The following is a 21,057-nucleotide window of genomic DNA, read 5'->3' on the forward strand; positions in this document are numbered from 1 at the left end:
ATGCTTCCGAAACCGCCGAATCGTTGCCGGCTGACCCGTTCAAGGTGGCGCGCATTTTACGCTGTTTCGCCACCCTGTCAACCGTTGATTTCGAGAAAATTTAAATCAAATTCTTCAAGCAAATCAGTCGGTTGCCTTTCGATTTCTGGCCCGCCTCAGTGGCGTGCCCCTCGAAAGAGATGCGCATTCTACAGACTTCTCCGAACCCGTCAACGCCTTTTTCAAAAAAATCTGAAGAAACTTAAAACTCGACCTTAACCGCCCCGGCCGACACCCGCGCCTGTGCACGAGCGCTCTCCACATCCTCTCCCCGAGCCAGGGCAACACCCATGCGCCGACGCCCCGCAATTTCAGGCTTACCGAACAGACGAATTTGGGTATCCGGGTTTACCAGCGCTTCTTCTATATGAGTAAAGGTCGGTGACCGCGACTCACCGGTAGGCAATATAACCGCAGACGCACAGGCACCCTGCTGACGAATCGCCGGCACCGGCAGCCCCAAGATTGCTCTCGCATGCAGGGCGAACTCGGACAGGTCCTGGGACACCAGTGTAACCAGGCCCGTGTCATGGGGACGCGGAGACACTTCGGAGAAATAGACGTCGTCTCCTTTTATGAACAGCTCTACGCCGAACACTCCGTAGCCACCAAGATCAGCCGTTACTTTATCGGCGATCTCCCGGGAGCGCGCAAGCGCGAGCTCGCTCATTGGGTGCGGCTGCCAGGACTCACGGTAGTCGCCATCTTCCTGGATATGGCCGATGGGATCACAGAAAGACACACCCGCCGCGTGACGAACAGTCAGTAGCGTAATCTCGTAATCGAAATCCACGAAGCCCTCGACGATCACCCGCCCCTGTCCGGCGCGACCACCCTGTTGCGCATAGTCCCAGGCGGCGTCGATGTCCGCTTCGGTTTTTACCGTGCTCTGACCTTTGCCGCTCGAACTCATAACCGGCTTAACGACCAGCGGTAAACCAACCTCAGCGACGGCGGCACGGTAATCTTCCAATGTTTCGGCAAAGCGATAGGGCGATGTCGGCAAACCAAGCGTCTCGGCCGCCAGGCGACGAATGCCTTCCCGGTCCATGGTCAGATTCACCGCACGAGCGGTCGGCACCACACGGACACCTTCCTGCTCCAACCGGACCAGCTCTGGCGTGGCGATCGCCTCGATTTCAGGCACCACCAGATGAGGCTTCTCCAGTTCGACCACCCGACGCAACTCATCCGCATCCAGCATATTGATCACATGGCTGCGGTGGGCCACCTGCATGGCCGGCGCATTTTCGTAGCGATCAACGGCAATCACCTCAACGCCCAGACGCTGAAGCTCAATCACTACCTCCTTACCCAATTCACCCGCGCCACAAAAGAGCACCCTGAATGCCGTTTCCGTCAACGGTGTCCCGATACTGACCATTCGTCTTTCCTCATTTCATCCATTCAAGTAAACCCGCCGACTGGGGACCACCAGAAACTAGAGAGCCACCCGCTCCTCGCGCACGGCCACTTTCTTCATCACCTCGCGGCGCTCGTCATTGGTCATATCAAACCAGCGCGTGATCTCGTCACCAGTACGCTGGCAACCAACGCACATATCGTCTGCATCCAGGGCACACACCCCAACACAAGGGGAGCGCACCAGCGCCGCATGCCTATCCGCCATCAATCAGTCCACCACTTTAAAGTCATTCCGGTAGCGCCGGGCATTGTCGACATAATGCGCGGCGCTCAGCTCCAGCATCTTGCGCTGACTGTCATTCAATTCCCGCTTCACCTTTCCCGGCGAGCCAACAACCAGAGAGCCGTCCGGCACGATCATCCCTTCAGGGATCAGGGTATTGGCACCAATCAGGCAATGCTTGCCGATCTTCGCTCCATTAAGGACGACCGCGTTAATGCCGATCAGGGAATAATCGCCAACTTCACAGCCGTGCAACATGGCTTTGTGCCCAACGGTCACCCCCCGCCCCAACGTCAAGGGTATACCGGCATCGGTATGCATCACCGTGCCATCCTGGACGTTGGACTCCGGGCCCACGGTAATCAGGTCGTTGTCACCGCGAATCACCACGTTGAACCAGACACTGGCCTTATCCTGCAGGCAGACCCGGCCAATCACCGTGGCATTGTGCGCGATAAAATGATCACCGCCCTCCAGTGTTGGTTGCTGATCTCCCAATGCGTATCTCATGACCACCTCAGCTCGGCGCTTCCAGTAAATCGATCCCGGCATCGTACACCGCGTTCAGGAAGTCAACCAGCACGACCGCGGACAACCCCCAGATGTGATACCCCTCCCATTCATAGCAGGGGACGTAAAGGGTATGCCCCTGAAATCCCAGCGCATCGGTTCGCAGGCGCCTGTCCTCCATAAAGAAAGACACCGGCACCTTGAAGATCGCATCGATTTCTTCCGGGCTGGCCGTCAATGTCGCGTCATGAGGCACGATGCCAACAAAGGGCGTCACCAGGATACGGTGACGGGAGACCACCTGACCCAACGGGCCCGCGACCATCACTTCCGATGGCGGCAAGCCGATTTCCTCATGGGTTTCTCGCAGCGCGGTCTCTTCCAGCGACCGATCCGACAGGTCCCGCTTGCCTCCGGGAAAGGCAACCTGCCCTCGATGCGTCTTGAGATGGGCGGCACGCTGGGTCAGGATCAGCTCGGGGTTATCCGGCACATTGGTCACGGGCACCAGAACCCCTGCTTCGGGATAGTCCAGCGCAATCAATTTTGGCGTATGACGATCAAGACGCTCTTTGAAATGCTTAAACAAGCCGGGCGTTCCTTTTGTTCGATAACATCGATTGCTCGCTATCCGTCGATCACATCCGGAAAATCGGTCGCACACCACCGAACCGACAATTGATTGGTCAATCGGGTCGACGAGCGGGCAAGCCTCGGTATACTGGGATGATACAGAATTGAGGTGGCTAATGAATTATTGCAGTCATTGCGGCAAACCGGTAACCCATCGCATCCCGGAAGGCGACAATCGACATCGCTATGTTTGCGATCATTGCGACCGAATCCATTACGAAAACCCGCGCATCGTGGCCGGCACGGTTCCCATCTGGAATGGACAGGTCCTGCTGTGTCGCCGGGCCATCGAACCCCGCAAGGGGTACTGGACGCTGCCAGCCGGTTTTATGGAAAACTCGGAAACCACCGTCGAAGCAGCCGTTCGCGAGACCCAGGAAGAAGCGCTGGCCGCGGTGAATGTCGATGGCCTCTACACCATTCTCCACGTCCCCCACATCGACCAGGTGCACATGTTCTTCCGGGCGAGCCTCACAGACGGTTCCTTCGGCGCCGGCGAGGAATCCCTGGATGCCCAGCTTTTCCCGCTGGCAGACATCCCCTGGGAGGAGCTTGCGTTTCCCACAATCCGGGAAACGCTGGAGTATTTCGTCGAGGATATCGAGCGCGACGACTTCCCGCTGCACATCGGCGATATCCGCCGTCGGCTGGGGCAATAGCGGCTCAGTCGAAAACCTCGACGCGCAACACCTCGTATGCGGGCTCCTCATAAGGGTGGGCCTGCTTGAGCGCTTGGATGGCATTTCGGATCAAATCCGCTTCGCAGACCAGCTCCACCTTGTATTCATCAACCCGTTCCACCTCTCCCTGCTGCCCCAGGTATGGCTGACTCCCGTCCAGCGGCCGAAACTGGCCCCGCCCCAAACACTGCCAGGCGCAGCTGTCGTAGTCGCCGATACGCCCTGCCCCAGCCTCAAACAGCGCTGACTTGGTTTGTTCCAGGTGACTCTCAGGCACGAAATAGCAAAGCTTGAACATCACATCCTCCCACGAGCTTCGGCGCAAAACATGGATTGAATCGCGCTCAAGAATTATCCACAACAGTCCCAATGCCTTCAAAAAAGCCCGCCCTCAAACGCTTGTACGACTTACCCACAGATTCTGTGGATAACCTTGGGGATATATTCGGGGAACAGGCGCTGAAGCCCCATGGTTAAGCATCTGACCTCAAATTGGCGACAATTTCACCGCCTTCATTTTTTACTTTATTATCAATACTTTAAAGATATCGGTCAGTTTCTGCCCCGAGTGTTCGCGTTTTAGGCAGATGAAAAACACAAGCTCGGAACAAGTGTGCATAAATGAGCAAAGTCAAGCGAGGAAATCCCCGATTTCATCGCTTGACCGCCAAACCAGTGACGAAATACTGACCAGGATACGCCAACAAACCGGCAATCATGACCAGTACGTCACGTTTGTGGGCAAGACTGTCACCGATAGTAACCATTCTCGTTACCATTGGAACCAGCTCCCCGCTTCTCCGGCGTTTTTGGCTGACAAAATTTGGCAGACACAAAAAAGCCGGCCCGGAAATATCCGGGCCGGCTTCTCTAGTAACCGACGTGGTCGATGCCGGATCAGCCGAGGGTCTTTCTCGCGTTCCGGAACATCCGCAACCACGGGCCATCTTCCTGCCAATCCGACGGATGCCAGGAGTGCTGCACCGTGCGGAATACCCGCTCCGGATGCGGCATCATGATGGTCACGCGACCATCCGCGGACGTCAGCCCCGTAATGCCGCCCTGGGAGCCGTTCGGGTTAAACGGGTAACGCTCCGTTGGATGCCCCTCGTTGGTGATGTAACGTAGAGACACCAGACCCTCTTCATGCAGACGAGACGCCGCGTCGATCCGGGAGAACTCAACCCGGCCTTCGCCATGGGCCACGGCGATCGGCATCCGCGATCCTTCCATACCCTGCAGGAACAGCGATGGTGACTGCTGCACCTCAACCATGACCAGACGCGCCTCGAACTGTTCCGACTCGTTGCGCACGAAGCGCGGCCAGTGCTCGGTGCCGGGTATCAGCTCATGCAGGCTCGACAGCATCTGACAGCCGTTGCACACCCCCAGCGCCAGAGTGTCGTTGCGAGCGAAGAAGCCCTCGAACTGGTCGCGAACCCGCTCGTTGAACAGGATGGACTTGGCCCACCCCTCACCGGCACCCAGCACATCGCCGTAAGAGAAGCCGCCGCAGGCGACCATCGCCCGGAAGCTTTCCAGGGTGACGCGACCGGACACCAGGTCGCTCATGTGTACGTCGACCGCATCGAAACCGGCCCGATCAAACGCCGCCGCCATTTCCACCTGGCCATTGACGCCCTGCTCCCGGAGAACAGCAATCTTCGGGCGCGCGCCGCTGTTGATGTAGGGCGCCGCGATGTCATCGTTCAGGTCAAAGGTCAGATCGGCACGCAACCCCGGATCCGCCGGCGCCAGCAGGTTGTCGAACTCCTGCTTGGCGCAGTCCGCGTTGTCGCGCAGGGACTGGATTCGGTAGCTGGTCTCGGACCAGAGGCGCTGGTACGCCTCCCGGCTGCTTTCGATGACAGCCTCATCACCAAAGGTGAAGCGAATCCGGTCTTCGTCGTTCAGGGTGCCAATGACGGCCGTGTGGTCGCCGAGTCCGGCCCCGGTGAACTGCTGCAGCACGAACGGGGTATCCTCGCGACGTACCTGGATGATGGCGCCGAGCTCCTCGTTGAACAGCTCGCGGGCCAACTGACTCGACTCTTCCGCCAGACCATCGAGCTTGACGTCGATCCCGGTGTGCCCGGCAAACGCCATTTCCACCAGTGTCGTGAACACACCGCCATCGGAACGGTCGTGGTAGGCCAGCAGTTTGTCGTCGCCATTGAGTCCCTGGATAACAGCAAAGAAAGCCTTGATATCCTCCGGGTCGTCCAGATCCGGAGCCACAGCGCCCACCTGGCTGTAAACCTGCGCGAGGGCGGAACCGCCCAGACGATTCTGGCCCGCCGCCAGGTCGATCAAAATCAGATCCGTCTCACCGGCATCGCGACGCAACTCCGGCGTCAAGGTGCGGCGGACGTTGGTCACCGGCGCGAAACCGCTGACAATCAGGGACAGGGGCGAGGTCACACTCTTCTGCTCGCCGTTGTCCTCTTCCCACACGGTCTTCATGGACATGGAGTCTTTACCGACCGGGATGGTGATGCCCAGTGCCGGGCAAAGCTCCATACCCACGGCACGCACCGTCTCGTAGAGATTCTCGTCCTCGCCCGGATGGCCAGCCGCCGCCATCCAGTTGGCCGACAGGCGGATGTCGGAAAGCTGGTCGATGGACGCCGCGGCCATATTGGTAATCACCTCGCCCACCGCCATGCGGCCGGAGGCCGGGGCGTCAATGGCCGCCACCGGCGTGCGCTCGCCCATCGCCATGGCCTCGCCCGACAGGGTATCGAAGGAGGCCGCAGTGACCGCCACGTCGGCCACCGGCACCTGCCAGGGCCCGACCATCTGGTCGCGGGCCACCAGACCGGTGATGGTGCGGTCGCCGATCGTGATCAGGAAGCTTTTGCTGCCAACCGAAGGCAGTCGCAGAATCCGCTGGGCCGCTTCGTTGACGTCAATCTTGCGGGAATCGAAGATCGCCTTGGTGAAGGACGCCCGCTCGATGCTGCGGTGCATGCGCGGCGGCTTGCCGAACAGCACGTCCATCGGCAGATCCACCGGGCTATCGTCGAAGTAGGCGTCGGACAGATTCAGGTGACGCTCTTCGGTGGCCTCGCCGATCACCGCGTACGGGCAGCGCTCGCGACGACAGATCGCATCAAAGCGTTCCAGCTCATCGGGGCCGACCGCCAGCACGTATCGCTCCTGGGACTCGTTGCACCAGATTTCCAGCGGCGACATGCCCGGCTCGTCGCTGGGAATATCGCGCAGCTCGAAGCGACCACCCCGGCCACCGTCCTTGACCAGCTCGGGCATGGCGTTGGAGAGACCGCCGGCACCGACGTCGTGGATGAAGCTGATCGGGTTCTCATCCGCCATCTGCCAGCAGCGATCGATCACTTCCTGACAGCGACGTTCCATCTCGGGGTTGCCGCGTTGCACCGAGGCAAAATCCAGATCTTCGTGGCTGCTGCCGGAATCCATGGAGGACGCCGCCCCGCCGCCGAGGCCAATCAACATCGCCGGGCCGCCCAGTACGATCAGCTTGGCGCCCACCGGAATCTCGCCCTTCTCGACGTGATCCTCACGGATATTGCCCATGCCACCGGCGATCATGATCGGCTTGTGGTAACCACGCACCTCGTCACCGGCCGGGCTCGGCACCGCCTGCTCGAATGTGCGGAAGTAGCCCGCCAGATTGGGGCGACCGAACTCGTTATTAAAGGAAGCCCCACCGATGGGGCCTTCGATCATGATGTCCAGCGGCGAAGCGATGCGGTCCGGCTTGCCATACTCGCTTTCCCACGGCTGCAGGTCGCCCGGCAGGTTCAGGTTGGAAACGGTAAAACCGCTCAGCCCCGCCTTGGGCTTGGAACCGCGACCGGTAGCACCCTCGTCACGGATCTCTCCGCCGGCGCCGGTGGCCGATCCCGGATCGGGCGAAATGGCGGTCGGGTGGTTGTGGGTCTCCACCTTCATAAGGATGTGGATGTCTTCCTCATGGTAGCCGTACTGACCGTTTTCCGGATCCGGATAGAAGCGGCCGGCACGGGCACCGCGGATCACCGACGCATTGTCCTTATAGGCCGACAGCACGCCTTCGCTGTTCATTTCGAAGGTGTTGCGGATCATGGCGAACAGGGACTTTTCCTGGCCTTCGCCATCGATGTCCCAGGACGCGTTGAAAATCTTGTGGCGGCAGTGCTCGGAGTTGGCCTGGGCGAACATCATCAGCTCAACGTCCACCGGATCACGCTCCAGCCGGGTAAAAGCGTCCACCAGGTAATCGATCTCGTCGTCCGCCAGGGCGAGCCCCAAGATCCGGTTCGCGTCCACCAGCGCCGGGCGACCGCCACTGAGCACGGGAATACGATCGGCCGTGCGCGGCTCTTCGCGATGGAACAACAGCTCAGCGCCGCCCATCTCGTGGAACACCCGCTGGGTCATGCGATCGTGCAGCAACGCGGCAATCGCCTCACGCTGCTCCAACTTGAGTTTACAGTCGGCATGAACATAGAACGCCGTGCCGCGCTCGATGCGGCGAATCATGCGCAGGCCGCAAATACGGGCAATGTCCGTAGCCTTGGTCGACCACGGAGAAATCGTGCCCGGGCGCGGAACCACCAGGAAAAGCACGCCCTCGGCGGCCTGGGATTCAGTCGCCGGTCCATAGCTCAGCAGGCGATCCAGAACCTGCTGATCATCGTCCGAGAGCGCTTCGGGGACGTCCACAAAGTGCATGAACTCCGCATAGATCCGTGAGACTTCCGGAACCACGGCCTGGACCTGGGACAGAAGCTTCTGGGAGCGGAAGGATGAAAGTGCGGGGGCACCGCGGAGTTCCAGCATGGCAAAAACCTGTATCGCGCTGATCTGGGAGACAATGGGGCAATCGCCGCAAAAGCGGGCCACCCCCGTTCAAGACGGCCGCAATGATACTGGAATCCGGTCGCCGGATACAGGTTTGCCGGCCCCGGATGAATGTCGATTCTGCAAGTGACTGAATTCGCGTTCGAGCACGCTCCGACGCCCCTGAAGCCCGGATCCTGGCCGTCCGATCATCCGCCCGGGCCAACCGAAGCAACTGTATAAAAAGTTACCACATCATTAAAATTTACACCCTTTTGCAGACTTCGACCGGCATCCGATTGACCCTCCCGAAGCTTTTGGCCATGATCCAGCTATATCGAACGACACCGGTACGTCCTTTGCGCGTCGCACCGGAGCGCCAACCGCCCGTAGAATGCGGAAAGCACAGCCTCAGTGCATCAGGGTGCCGGTCACAGAGCCCGGCCCAACGCCGCTAAACAGAGTCTTCTGCAAAGCAAGAAGGAACCCATCCCAGCGTGGATACGGTGAGGGAGAGCAGATACTTGCCCGTTATTTCCATCCTGAAATCAGCACGCCGCGGCCCGATGGGCCTGGCTCTCGTGCTGGGCATCGCCGGTGCCCTGACGGCCTGTTCGCGCCCGTCGACACTGGAAGAGCTGCGTCAGGAAGGCGTACTGCACGTCATCGCCCGCCCCTCGCCATCCGTTTATTACGACGGCCGAGACGGTCCAACGGGGTATGAATACGAACTGGCCAAACGCTTCGCCGACGAGCTGGGCGTGGAACTGAGAGTCCGCGAAGCCGAAGGCAACGGCCAGATCCTGTCGGTGCTCAAACAGGGCTATGCACATATCGGCCTGGCCGGTCTGACCAACACCCTGCCCAGCACGCAAGCCTTCAAGAGCGTGCCCATCAACCTGAGCGTGCAGTCCACCCTGATCTACAACCGCGATGCCGATACGGCCGGTAACGCCAAAGACATCGGCGATCGCGTCATCCACGCCGTCGCCAACAGCAATCACATCGCGCCGCTACGCAAGCTGGCCCAGCAACAGCCGGGCCTGCACTGGCAGGCTCATGACGATCTGGATACCGCCGGCATCCTTGAGCGGGTCGAGTCCGGGGAGTTCGAAGTAGCGGTGGTGGACTCCACCGAGCTGGCCCTGAACCAGGTGTTCTTCCCCCACGTCAAGAAAGGTTTCGACCTGAACGAGCCGCAGCCCATCGCCTGGCTTTTCCCCAGCGAACAGGACGACACCCTCGCCAACGCGGCCCGGCAGTTCCTGCAAAAAATGCAGGCCAACGGCCGTCTCAAGCAGCTGCGAGAGCGTTTCTACGGCCACCTGGACCGGCTCAACTATGTGGGCGCGCGTACGTTCGTCTACCACGTCCGCAACCGGCTGCCCAACTACGAGCTGGTGTTCCAGGCCACCGCCGAGAAATACAAAATGGACTGGCGTCTGTTGGCGGCGATCGGCTACCAGGAATCCCACTGGCGCCCCAACGCGGTGTCGCCCACCGGCGTGCGCGGCATGATGATGCTGACCCAGAACACCGCCGAATACGTGGGCATCGACAACCGCCTGGATCCGGAGAAAAGCATTGAAGGCGGCGCCCGCTATTTCCAGATGGTGCACGACCAGATTCCCGACGACATTCCCGAACCGGACCGTTCCTGGTTCGCACTGGCCTCCTACAACGTGGGCTTCGGCCACCTGGAAGACGCCCGCCGCCTGACCGAGGCCGACGGCCGCGATCCGGACCGCTGGGTCGACGTCAAGGAATACCTGCCGCTGCTGGCACAGAAAGAGTGGTACTCGAAAACCCGCTACGGCTACGCCCGGGGCCACGAACCGGTGGTCTATGTGCAGAACATCCGCCGCTACTACGACGTGCTGGTGTGGATGAAGGAGCCTATCAACCCCACCGAGCAGTTGGCCCAGTCTCCGGACTTCCCTGAGCTCGACGCCGCCCAACCGAGCGACGACACCCTGGCGCCGGTTCAGCCGGTGCGGGTTCCCCAGGAACTGAGCGTCGCACCGCCGACCCTGTGACGGGCCGGCCCGGTCCGTCGGACCAGTTTACTCCGCCGGCGGATCCAGTGACTCTTCCCGCACCTCCAGGGCCCGTTCCGCCTGTTCGCCGGTGAAGCCGCGCTGGGCCAGGAAGCGCGCCTGGCGCACTCGGTCGTCCCACCCCAGACGCTCCTCGCCGATTCCGAAACGCCGCCGCCGTGTCCGGGTCGCCCATTGCGCCCACTGCTCATCGCTCACCTCAACCAGACAGGACGGCCGCGTGAAGACGCCACGCTGCTGCAGCTCGCTCTCGATGCGCAGGGGCCCGTAACCCAGCTCCATGCGCTGGCGCGCGTAGACGTCGGCGAAGCGATCGTCGTCCAGCCAGCCCTCCGCCTCGTAATCGTCGAGCACCGGGTCGATCACCTCCGGCGCCAGCTTTCGCTGCATCAATTTCAGCCTCAGTTCCTGCCGGCTGTGCTCACGCCGGGCCAGGAGTTTGAGCGCGACCGAACGCGCCCGGTACTCAGGCTCTTCGTTTTCGGATTTTCCCTTGCGGAACGCCATGAAAGCCTTTCCAGAACCTGTCGCAATCCACCGCCCCACACCTGTGCAGGCGGTCGCCAAAAAGATTAGACTAACCCACCGAACGAGCGGGCGTCGATTGGCCCCGCCCCGTCTGCCGGCAGTCGCAACCGCGACTGCCCGATTCTGGTCCGCGGTCTGACCAGCAATTTGCCATCCAGTGTGGGGAGCCCAGTTATGGCGGCATTCATCAAGAAACTCTTCAAAAATCGCAAATCCGACAGCGGCCCGGCCTCCGTTGACCTCAACCAGCTCAACCCGGACGACGCCAAGGACCTCGACACCCTGATCGAGTTCGCCCAGTCGGCGGAAACCAACAGCCAGAAGGCTGCCGCGGTCGAGAAAATCCCCCACATCAAACACCTGATCCCGCTTTATCCCGATGCCTCCGCGGCGCTGCGCAACATCCTCGCCCAGCGCATCAGCCAGCTGGCCCAGGGCTCACCCGGCCAGATCCAGGACGCGAAAAACGCCCTCGCCGGCGCCGACCTCCAGACCCTGATCCAGCAACTGTGCGAGCCGTCACCGACGGGCCACGAACAGGTCTCGGCGGACACGGATCCGGCGCAGCTGCTAAAGCTGGCCATTGAGGGCAAGACTGCCGCCGTGCGCCTCGCCGCAGCGGAGAAAATCGAGGCGGAAGACGACCTGCTCAGCCTGCAGAAAGCGGCCAAAGGGCGTGACAAGGGCGTCTACCAGCTGACCCGCAAGAAACTGCAGGCCCTGCGCCAGGACCAGGCCGAAGCCCGCAAGACCCAGGACGCCATCGACGAGCTGGTCCGCCAGACCCAGGAGCATGCCCGGACCGACAACATGCAGCTCTACAGCGCCCGCGTGGATAGCCTGCAGTCCCAGTGGCGCAACCTGTCGGCCCAGGCCTCCACTGAACAGCAGACAGCCTTCCTGAGCGCCATGAAGGAATGTCAGGACCGCATCCGCGAAGCGGAAGCGGCCTCCGAGCGGGAAGCGGAGTCCGACCGCAAACAGACCGAACGCCAGGCGACCCTGGAGCTGTTGCAGCAGACCCTGGACGACCTCAAGGCCAGCGTCGATCCGCGCGGCCCTTCCCTGTCGTCACTGGACGCCCTGCAGAAAACCCAGGAAAACCGCTGGATGGAAGCCACCCGGGAAACCGAGGTGGGCAAAGCCGAGCAAAAGGACTACCAGGCACTGATGCACGACCTGCGTCAGTACATCAGCGCGGTGCAGCGCCTGCACAACCAGCAGGAGCAACTCGACAACCTGCTCGCCAGCGAACAACCGGACAGCGGACAACTCCGACACCTGCTGGACGACGTGGACTGGCCCGATGACTTTGCCCGCCCGGAGGCCATCGCGGCCGCGGCGCGCACCCTCGGCCATGTGCAGAAAGAAAAGAAAGCGCACGCCAGCGACCAGAAAGAGCAGCAGAAGACCCTCGACCAACTGCTCGACCGCCTGGAAACAGCGCTGGAGCAGGACCATTTCGCCGAGTCCCGCCAGCTCCACAAGCAGGCCCAGCACGCCTTCAACGCCCTGGACCACAAGCACGCCGGCTCACGCCACGCGCGCCTCACCCTGCTGGGGCGGCAACTGAAGGATCTGCAGGACTGGCGCGGCTTTGCCACCCGCCCCAAGCAGGAAGAACTGTGCGAAGCCATGGAATACCTGGCCACCCAGCACATGGAGCCGGAGGTCAAGGCGACCCACATCAAGGAGCTGCAACAGGAATGGCGCGATCTGGGCGGTTCCTCGGACCAGTCCCTGTGGCAACGCTTCAAACAGGCGTCCGACAAAGCCTATGAACCCTGCCAGGCATACTTTGCCGCCAAGTCGGAGCTCAAGCACGTCAATATCGAGAAGCGGGAAGCGATTTGCCAGCAGTTGGAGGCGTTCGCCGAAAACGCCGACTGGCACAACGTCGACTGGAAAGCGGTCGAGCGCATTCATCGGGTGGCCCGGGAGGAATGGCGCGAAGCCTGGCCCATCGACTTCAAGGCCAACCGGCCGTTGCAGAAGCGGTTCGACCGCCTGCTCAAGCAGATTGAAGCGCCGCTTAACGAAGAGCGTCGTCGCAACGAGGCCCGCAAGCAGGAGATTGTCGACCAGGCGGAAGCCCTGATCAGCCATGAACCGCTGCAGGAAGCCATGGAACAGGCCAAGACCCTGCAGAAAGACTGGCAGGCCGTGGGCATCACCCGCCACCGGGAAGACCGCAAGCTATGGCAGGCGTTCCGCGCCGCCTGCGATGCCATCTTTGCCCGCCGGGATGCGCAGCGGGCGGAACAGGCCGCCGCCGACACCGCCGCCGTGGAGACCGTGCGTCAACGGATCAGCGAAAGCCAGGCCCAGCGTGAACAGGCCGGTAACGATCCGGCGCTGCTGCGCAATGCGCTGGATACCCTGAAAAAGACAGCAACGCCCCGTAAACTCCCGGCCGACGTCAACGAAGCACTGAGCGCCGAGCGCCGAGCCTTGGAGTCCGCGATCGGCGCGCTTGAGCGTTCACAACAAACAGCGGACTGGGAAGCGCGTCTGCAGCGCTTTGCCACCGAGCAGGAAGCTGTCGACAGCACCCGACTGCCGGAGTCACTGCCGGCTCCACGGGAAATCGCCGTGCGCCTGGAAATCGCCACCGGCCAGCCGTCACCCGAGGCGGACCAGGAGCTGCGCATGAAGCAGCAGGTAGAACGTCTGGCCGCCGGCATGGGCAGCAGCAACCCGGACACCAGCCGTCCCGAGACGGAAATCGAACGCCTGGTGGATTGCTGGTGCGCCCAGGCCATCAGCGCCGACGATGCCGAGCAGCTGTTGCCGCGCCTGCTTCAGGTGCTGGCCCAGTGGAAAGCCGGCTAACGGACGAAGACGGCAACGCCTCGAAACCGGCGTCCCGACAGATGGGACGCCGGCACCCTTCCTTCAGACAGACGTCGGGCTCCGGCCTTGCCTATTCCCGCGAGTGGGAGTGCACGAAGTCTCTCGCCTGGGCTACCGCCAAACGCACCCGGTCCCGCATCTCCTGCATTTCCGGGTCGGCCAGATAGAAGCGCATATCGATCGAATGGCGGTAATAACGCGTTGGCAGCCGGTTAAGAGCCACGCACATCACGTCCGCCAGATAGTCCTCGTCGTCCTCCGGTGCCCGCGTGTCTTCGATGGCATCCGCCACCAGGCGCTCGTAGAAATTATCGATTGTATCGAGCAACGACATCCAGCACTCCTTCCTCAGCCGTCCGTTCCAACAAGCCTAGTTGGCCGTCTCGCCGCTGTCAGGTACCCGCAACCTGAGCAGTTTCGCCAATCCGGTTGGCAGCCCGCGTCATTACAGGAGCCGGAACGCGCCGTTATCTTGGCAGTCTACTTTTAGAGTGGTCGGGGCCGTAGCAGGCTGAAGACACCGCCGGGAATAAGCGGACCCGATCCCCCAACCCGATCCCGCTTTGACGGCAGAGGAACAACAATGACCACAGACGCCTTTATCTACGACGCGGTGCGCACACCGCGGGGACGCGGCAAGAAGGACGGCGCTTTGCACAGCGTCAAGCCCATCACCCTGATGACCACGGTGCTGGACGCCCTGCAACAGCGCAGCCAACTGGACACCGCCCAGGTGGACGACATCGTCATGGGCTGCGTCACCGCCGTGGGCGACCAGGGTGCCGACATCGCCAAGACCGCCGCCCTCGCCGCCGGCTGGGACGAAGTCGTGGCCGGCGTCACCCTCAACCGCTTCTGCGCGTCCGGACTGGAGGCGGTCAACCTGGCGGCGATGAAAGTCCGCTCGGGCTGGGAGGACCTGATCGTCGCCGGCGGTGTGGAATCCATGTCGCGGGTGCCCATGGGTTCCGACGGCGGCGCCTGGGCCAGCGACCCGGCCACCAACCTGACCACCGGCTTCATGCCCCAGGGGATCGGCGCCGACCTGATCGCCACCCTGGAAGGCTTCACCCGAGAGGACGTGGACCGCTTCGCCGTGAACTCCCAGCAGAAAGCCGCTGCCGCCTGGGAACAGGGCCACTTCAGGCACTCGATCGTGCCGGTCACCGACCAGAGCGGCGTGATGATCCTGGATCGCGACGAACATGTTCGCGCCGGCACTACCCTCGAGTCCCTGGCCCAGCTCAAACCCTCGTTCCAGATGATGGGCGAAATGGGCTTCGACGGCGTGGCCCGGGAGAAGTACCACGATGTGGAAACCATCCATCACGTCCACCACGCCGGCAATTCCTCCGGCATCGTCGACGGCGCCACCGCGCTGCTGATCGGCAGCGAGGCCAAGGGCCGCGAACTGGGGCTCAAGCCCCGCGCCCGCATCCTGGCCACGGCGGTGACGGGGACCGATCCCACCATCATGCTCACCGGGCCCGCGCCGGCCACCCGCAAGGCCCTCGCCAAGGCGGGCATGAGTGCCGACCAGATCGACCTGTTCGAGGTGAACGAGGCCTTTGCCTCAGTGGTCATGCGCTTCCAGCGCGAACTGGAGGTGCCGGACGAGAAGCTCAACGTCAACGGCGGCGCCATTGCCATGGGCCACCCGCTGGGCGCCACCGGCGCGATGATCCTGGGCACCCTGCTGGATGAACTGGAGCGCCGTGAGCAGCACTACGGGCTCGCCACCCTGTGCGTGGGCGGCGGCATGGGTATCGCCACCATCATCGAACGTTGCTGAGCCGGGACAGGAGAAGGATCCAATCATGAGTGCCATTCATTACGACATCGACGACCAGAACATCCTCACCCTGACCATCGACATGCCCGGCCAGTCAGCCAACACCATGAACGCGGCCTTCCGGGAGGCGCTGACCGACACCGTCAGCCGCGTCGAGCAGGATCTGGAGCGCCTCTGCGGGATTATCCTGACCTCCGCCAAGAGCACTTTTTTTGCCGGCGGAGACCTGAACGAGCTGTACCAGGTCACCGAGGACCAGGCGGGTGACTTCGAAGCCATGGTCAACAACCTCAAGCGTCAGATGCGCACACTGGAACTCGCCGGCAAACCGGTGGTGGCGGCGATCAACGGCAGCGCCCTGGGCGGTGGTCTGGAACTATGCCTGGCCTGCCACCACCGCGTGGTGCTGGACGACGACCGGATCCAGCTGGGGCTGCCGGAAGTGACGCTGGGCCTGCTGCCCGGCGGAGGCGGCACCCAGCGCCTGCCGCGCATGCTAGGGCTGGAAGCGTCCTTCCCCTATCTGATGGAAGGCAAGAAGGCGACGCCGAAAGCCGCCCTCAAGGCCGGTATCGTCGATGCGCTCGCCTCCGATACCGACGAACTGATCCAGCAGGCCCGCGCCTTTATCGACGCCAACCCTAGCTGCCAGCAGCCTTGGGACAGGAAAGGCTTCAAGATGCCGGGTGGCGGTCCCCAGCATCCCGCCATGGCCCAGAAACTGGCCATCGCCCCGGCCATGCTGCGCCAGAAAACCAAAGGCTGTTATCCGGCACCGGAAGCCATCCTGTCAGCCGCCGTTGAGGGCGCCCAGGTGGATTTCGACAGCGCCCAGCTGATTGAGACCCGCTACTTCGCACAACTGGTCTGCGGCCAGGTGGCCAAGAACATGACCGGCACCTTCTGGTTTCAGCTCAACGCTATCAAGGCCGGTGAGAGCCGCCCGCAGGGAGTCGACCGGGCACGTTTCCACAAAGTCGGCGTCCTCGGCGCGGGCATGATGGGCGCCGGCATCGCCTACTCAACGGCCGCGCGCGGCCTGGACGTGGTGCTCAAGGACGTGTCCCTGGAGAACGCCGAGAAAGGCAGGGGTTACTCGCAGAAACTGCTGGACAAGAAAGTCAGCCGGGGCCGACTGTCCGACGCCGAAAGAGACGCCGTGCTGGCGCGCATCCAGCCTACGGCATCCGCCGACGACCTGGACGGCTGCGACCTGATCATCGAAGCCGTGTTCGAGGACAGCGACCTCAAGGCCAAAGTCACACAGGAGGCCGAACAGCGGCTCGCCGAAGGCGGGATATTCGCCTCCAACACATCGACCATCCCGATTACCCAACTGGCCAAAGCGTCCGCTCGCCCGGACAAGTTCATCGGCCTGCACTTCTTCTCTCCAGTCGACAAGATGCAGCTGGTGGAAATCATCGTCGGCGAGCAGACCTCCGACGACACCCTGGCCCGAGCCTTCGACTACGTGCAGCAGATCGGCAAGATCCCCATCGTCGTGAACGACAGCCGCGGCTTCTTCACCTCGCGGGTCTTTGGCACCTTCGTCAATGAGGGCGTGGCCATGGTGCAGGAAGGCATCGCGCCAGCCAGCATCGAGAACGCCGGTGTCCTGGCGGGTATGCCGGTCGGGCCGCTGGCGGTCTGCGACGAGGTCAGCCTGACGCTGGTCCAGCACATCCGCAACCAGAGCCGGAAAGACACCGAAGCCGCCGGCGGCAGCTGGCAGCCCCATCCGGCCGAGGCGGTGATCGACCGTCTGGTGGACGAGTTCGGCCGCAAAGGCAAAGCCGCGGGCGCCGGGTTCTACGACTATCCGGAGTCCGGCCGCAAACATCTGTGGCCGGGCCTGGCGGATGCCTTTCCGACAGCTGGAAAAGCCGATCTGCAAACCCTCAAGGACCGACTGCTGTTCATCCAGGCGATCGAAACCGTACGCTGCCTGGAGGAGAACGTCCTGCGCACGGTGGCGGACGCCAACGTCGGCAGCATCTTCGGGATCGGCTTTGCCGCCTGGGCCGGCGGCGCCGTCCAGTTCATCAACCAGTACGGCCCGCGTGATTTCGTGGAACGGGCCCGGGAGCTGGCCGCAGGCTATGGTGAGCGCTTCAGTCCACCGAAGCTGTTGCTGGACAAAGCGGAGCGCGATGAAAAATTTCAATGACCTGAAATGGGCCCGCGCTCGCGGGCTCCGCCTGAGGGCGTTTCTGCGCCCTCCCCTCCCGTTTTGTCAATCCGCTGTCCGGATTCATGGACAGATTGTCATGACCTCGCCGTCGTCGTGCGGTAGCAACCGTCTTTCCGCTTGCCTACAATGAGTTGAGGAACCTACAAAACGCGTGGGTGTCAATGGCCCCAGCCGGCATGGGTTCCGCCAACCCTGGTGCGACACCGCTCCGTTGGATATACGATGCCTGGGTCCCGGACAGCGCGTCCGGTGGACAATCAACCTCTGCAAAGACTGTAATAACATGCCAATATCGATCCGCAAGCTGAGTCTCCCCCGCCTCCGGTCTCCCGTTGCCGCCCTGGCCCTTGGCCTCATGGTCACCTCGACGGCCGGCTTTGCCGCACTGGACAAGGACGCGGAAAAGACATTCACGCCGGTAGCTCCCACGATCGATCAGGCCCGTGCCAACATCCTGATTGCCCGCCAGCTCCAGTTCACCCACTTCCTTGACCAGCGCATCGATTCCTCGCTGTCGGGTCGGGTGTTCGACGCCTATCTGGATCACCTGGACGGGCAGCACATCTATTTCATGCAAAGCGACATCGATCGCTTCGCGCCCTGGCGCTCCAAACTCGATTCCGCCCTGAAAACCGGGCAGCTGGAACCCGCCTTCCAGATCTACAACCTGTTTGAACAACGGGTCATCGAGCGGCTCGATTACGCCCTGGAGCTGCTGGACGACGGCGTCGACGAGTTCGACTTCGAAGCCGACGAACAGCTCAAGCTGGACCGCTCCGACGATCCCTGGGCCGCCGACCGCGACGCTCTGGACGACCTCTGGAAGCGCCGCATCAAGAACGCGGTTCTGGCCCAACGCCTGAACGGCAAGAGCGACAAGGAAATCGTCGACTCCCTGCGCAGGCGCTATGAGAGCCAGCGCTCACGCGCCATCCAGGTGCGCAGCGAAGACGCCTTCCAGATGTACATGAACGCCTTCACCAGCCTGTGGGACCCGCACACCTCCTACTTCTCACCGCGCACGTCCGAGAACTTCAACATCAACATGAGCCTGTCGCTGGAAGGCATTGGCGCGGTGCTGCAGTCCGACAATGAATACACCAAGGTCGTGCGCCTGGTACCGGGCGGCCCCGCCTCCAAACAGGGCCAGCTCAAGCCGGCGGACCGCATCGTCGGCGTCGCCCAGGGCAAGGACAGCGAAATGACCAACGTCATCGGCTGGCGCCTGGACGAGGTCGTGGACCTGATCCGCGGCCCCCGGGAGTCCGTAGTCCGGCTGGAAGTGATTCCGTCCAACGCCTCCGACGAGACCATCACCCGCACGATCGACATCACCCGCGACCAGGTGAAGCTTGAGGAGCAGTCCGCCCAGAGCGATATGATCAACCTCGAGCGCAATGGCAAGGACTACAAGGTCGGCGTGATCGACATCCCCACCTTCTACGCCGATTTCCAGGCCATGCAGGCGGGCGACCCGAACTACAAGAGCACCACTCGAGACGTACGCAAGCTGATCAACCAGCTCAAGGACGACGGCATGCAGGGTCTGGTCATCGACCTGCGCAACAATGGCGGTGGCGCGCTTCAGGAAGCCAACGATCTGGTGGGCCTGTTCATCGACGAGGGCCCCACCGTGCAGATCCGCAGCGCCGATAACGACGTCAGTGTGCTGACCGATGACGACCCGTCGGTGGCCTATAACGGGCCGCTGGTCGTCCTGGTCAACCGCATGAGCGCCTCGGCATCGGAGATCTTCGCCGGCGCCATCCAGGACTACGGCCGCGGCCTGATCGTCGGTTCCCAGACCTTCGGCAAGGGCACTGTGCAGGCTGTACGCCCGCTGAATCACGGCCAGCTCAAGATCACCCAGTCCAAGTTCTATCGCGTGTCCGGCGGCTCCACCCAGCACAAGGGCGTGATTCCGGACATCAACATACCGACGCGCATCAACAAAGACGAGATCGGTGAAGACGCCCTCGACAACGCCCTGCCCTGGGACCAGATCGAGGCAGTGCCCCACGGTCGCTACTTCGATTTCAGCAGCGTCATCGACGATCTGCGCGAACGCCACGAGGCGCGCTTCGACAAGAGCCCCGAGTTCCAGTTGCTGCAACAGGAAATCGACCTGCTCAAGGGCCAGCGCAACCGCGAGTACGTCAGCCTGAACTACGACAAGCGCTCGGCTTACCAGACCGACCTGGAGTCGCGCCAGCTCAACATTGCCAACGCCCGTCGCGAACTCAAGGGCAAGGAACCGTTCGCCGACTGGCAAGCGCTGGAAGACCATGAGGAAGCCGAGGCCGCCAACCCCGACCAGGACGGCGACCACGACTTCATCGTCAAGGAAGGCGGGAACATCATGGCGGACCTGATCGAGCTGGATTCGCGCATGGCCTCGATCAAGAACCCGCCGGAGCGCATCACCGCCCAGGCGGACGAAAGCCTGAAATAATCAGGACAGCCTCTTACCCCAGGGACCCGGGACGCGACCGATATGACCGACAATGGTGATCGTAAACGCGCCCGGGCCCTGGAAAGCCTGCTCATGGACACGCTGCACGCGATCCAGTCCATGGAACAGGCGGAAAAGCTCGGCATTCCGCCGCTATCCCCCTCCAAAGACCGCAAAGCCGGCGACGACGACACCGATGACTCGCTCGTCGACCGCCTCACCGACCTGACCGGCTCCGCTTTCCGTTTTGCCCTGCGCACCACCGACAGCTCCCTGAAAGCCGGGCGCGCCCTGCTCCGTTCCCAGGACAAGCTGCGCATGATGCTGGCCGCCGGCGATTCCCTGCGAGACGTCCGCGAAGTGGCGGGTCTGACCCTCAGCGAAATGAGCGAGGCCCTGGACCTGCGCGACAAGAGTCTGCTGGAAGCCGTCGAGAACGGCACGGCAACCCTGTCGTTCGAGCTGATCCTGCGCCTGGCCGCCCTGGTAGCCCGCAACGACCCGATCCCATTCGTCCTGCGCTTTACCCGCAACTACAACCCGGAAGCCTGGCAGTTGCTCAACGACTGGGGCGTCGGCCGCCTGCCACTGCAATTCGAGCGGGAACGGGAGTTCATCAACATCTTCCGCGGCCACGACCAGGCCCGCGAACTGTCCGACGAAGGCTTCCGAAAAGTCCTCGAGTTCACCCGCCAGAGTTTCGAGATGTCCCTGCACTTCGTCGCCGAACAGGAGGCCGAAGTGGCGCGCATCCGGGACGCCACGGAAACGCCGGCCGACGCCCCCGCCGCGACATCCGGCCAACGCAAGGCCCGTTCAAAGCCCCGCAAGACCTCCTGACCGCGCGCCCCGTTTTTCCTCATCCCCAAGC

The 21,057-nt window shown here is 62.4% G+C and carries 15 protein-coding genes; 7 read left to right on the top strand and 8 right to left on the bottom strand.

From position 1 onward, the window contains the following. Positions 1-241 precede the first annotated feature (241 nt). From purT to GQB00_RS12720, 4 genes are read right to left on the bottom strand one after another with little or no spacing between them, the layout of a single operon-like run. Entirely contained in the window at positions 242-1,423 is a 1,182-nt protein-coding gene (gene purT / locus GQB00_RS12705; protein ID WP_111497647.1) for a formate-dependent phosphoribosylglycinamide formyltransferase, read from the bottom strand. A gap of 57 nt (positions 1,424-1,480) precedes the next feature. Then, a complete protein-coding gene (locus tag GQB00_RS12710) occupies positions 1,481-1,669 on the bottom strand; it encodes a DUF1289 domain-containing protein (RefSeq protein ID WP_165856621.1) in 189 nt (62 codons plus the stop codon). 3 nt (positions 1,670-1,672) lie between these two features. After that, entirely contained in the window at positions 1,673-2,197 is a 525-nt protein-coding gene (locus tag GQB00_RS12715; RefSeq protein ID WP_165856622.1) for a gamma carbonic anhydrase family protein, read from the bottom strand. Positions 2,198-2,204: 7 nt separating this feature from the next. Continuing rightward, positions 2,205-2,786 carry an NUDIX hydrolase gene (locus GQB00_RS12720; RefSeq protein ID WP_111497649.1) on the bottom strand — a complete coding sequence of 194 codons (582 nt, stop codon included), beginning with the start codon at positions 2,784-2,786 and terminating at the stop codon, positions 2,205-2,207. A 160-nt stretch (positions 2,787-2,946) separates the two neighbouring features. Between GQB00_RS12720 and GQB00_RS12725 the strand changes: the two genes are divergently transcribed. Further along, the gene (locus GQB00_RS12725; protein WP_111497650.1) at positions 2,947-3,489 is read left to right on the top strand and encodes an NUDIX hydrolase; all 543 of its coding nucleotides are present in this window, start codon (positions 2,947-2,949) and stop codon (positions 3,487-3,489) included. A 4-nt stretch (positions 3,490-3,493) separates the two neighbouring features. On the opposite strand, the gene GQB00_RS12730 is transcribed toward GQB00_RS12725, so the two are convergent. After that, complete coding sequence (locus tag GQB00_RS12730) at positions 3,494-3,808, bottom strand: YqfO family protein (RefSeq protein WP_111497926.1); 315 nt, start codon at positions 3,806-3,808, stop codon at positions 3,494-3,496. 599 nt (positions 3,809-4,407) lie between these two features. Continuing rightward, complete coding sequence (gene purL, locus GQB00_RS12735) at positions 4,408-8,313, bottom strand: phosphoribosylformylglycinamidine synthase (protein ID WP_165856623.1); 3,906 nt, start codon at positions 8,311-8,313, stop codon at positions 4,408-4,410. Positions 8,314-8,879: 566 nt separating this feature from the next. On the opposite strand from purL, the gene mltF reads away from it, so the two are divergent. Continuing rightward, on the top strand, positions 8,880-10,349 hold the full coding sequence (mltF, locus tag GQB00_RS12740; RefSeq protein WP_165857080.1) for a membrane-bound lytic murein transglycosylase MltF: 1,470 nt from the start codon (positions 8,880-8,882) through the stop codon (positions 10,347-10,349). A gap of 27 nt (positions 10,350-10,376) precedes the next feature. Here mltF and GQB00_RS12745 read toward each other — a convergent pair whose 3' ends face one another. Next, positions 10,377-10,877: a regulatory protein RecX gene (locus tag GQB00_RS12745; RefSeq protein ID WP_165856624.1), complete on the bottom strand. Its 501-nt coding sequence runs from the start codon at positions 10,875-10,877 to the stop codon at positions 10,377-10,379. Between the two features lie 195 nt (positions 10,878-11,072). Here GQB00_RS12745 and GQB00_RS12750 point away from each other — a divergent pair, with 195 nt between their 5' ends. Continuing rightward, positions 11,073-13,730, top strand: coding sequence for a DUF349 domain-containing protein (locus tag GQB00_RS12750; protein WP_165856625.1), 2,658 nt, complete (start codon positions 11,073-11,075; stop codon positions 13,728-13,730). A 91-nt stretch (positions 13,731-13,821) separates the two neighbouring features. Here GQB00_RS12750 and GQB00_RS12755 read toward each other — a convergent pair whose 3' ends face one another. Beyond that, positions 13,822-14,085, bottom strand: a complete 264-nt coding sequence (locus tag GQB00_RS12755; RefSeq protein WP_111497655.1) for a late competence development ComFB family protein — start codon at positions 14,083-14,085, stop codon at positions 13,822-13,824. A 249-nt stretch (positions 14,086-14,334) separates the two neighbouring features. Here GQB00_RS12755 and GQB00_RS12760 point away from each other — a divergent pair, with 249 nt between their 5' ends. The 4 genes from GQB00_RS12760 to GQB00_RS12775 all read left to right on the top strand — a co-directional run bounded on the left by GQB00_RS12760 (position 14,335) and on the right by GQB00_RS12775 (position 21,026). Next, the gene (locus GQB00_RS12760) at positions 14,335-15,543 is read left to right on the top strand and encodes an acetyl-CoA C-acetyltransferase (RefSeq protein WP_165856626.1); all 1,209 of its coding nucleotides are present in this window, start codon (positions 14,335-14,337) and stop codon (positions 15,541-15,543) included. Positions 15,544-15,568: 25 nt separating this feature from the next. Beyond that, positions 15,569-17,710 carry a 3-hydroxyacyl-CoA dehydrogenase NAD-binding domain-containing protein gene (locus GQB00_RS12765; RefSeq protein ID WP_165856627.1) on the top strand — a complete coding sequence of 714 codons (2,142 nt, stop codon included), beginning with the start codon at positions 15,569-15,571 and terminating at the stop codon, positions 17,708-17,710. A gap of 307 nt (positions 17,711-18,017) precedes the next feature. Further along, positions 18,018-20,186, top strand: a complete 2,169-nt coding sequence (locus GQB00_RS12770) for a carboxy terminal-processing peptidase (protein WP_165856628.1) — start codon at positions 18,018-18,020, stop codon at positions 20,184-20,186. Between the two features lie 42 nt (positions 20,187-20,228). After that, on the top strand, positions 20,229-21,026 hold the full coding sequence (locus GQB00_RS12775; RefSeq protein WP_165856629.1) for a helix-turn-helix domain-containing protein: 798 nt from the start codon (positions 20,229-20,231) through the stop codon (positions 21,024-21,026). Positions 21,027-21,057 lie beyond the last annotated feature (31 nt).

It is taken from the genome of Marinobacter sp. JSM 1782161, assembly GCF_011421605.1.
Taxonomy (GTDB): Bacteria; Pseudomonadota; Gammaproteobacteria; order Pseudomonadales; family Oleiphilaceae; genus Marinobacter_A; species Marinobacter_A bohaiensis.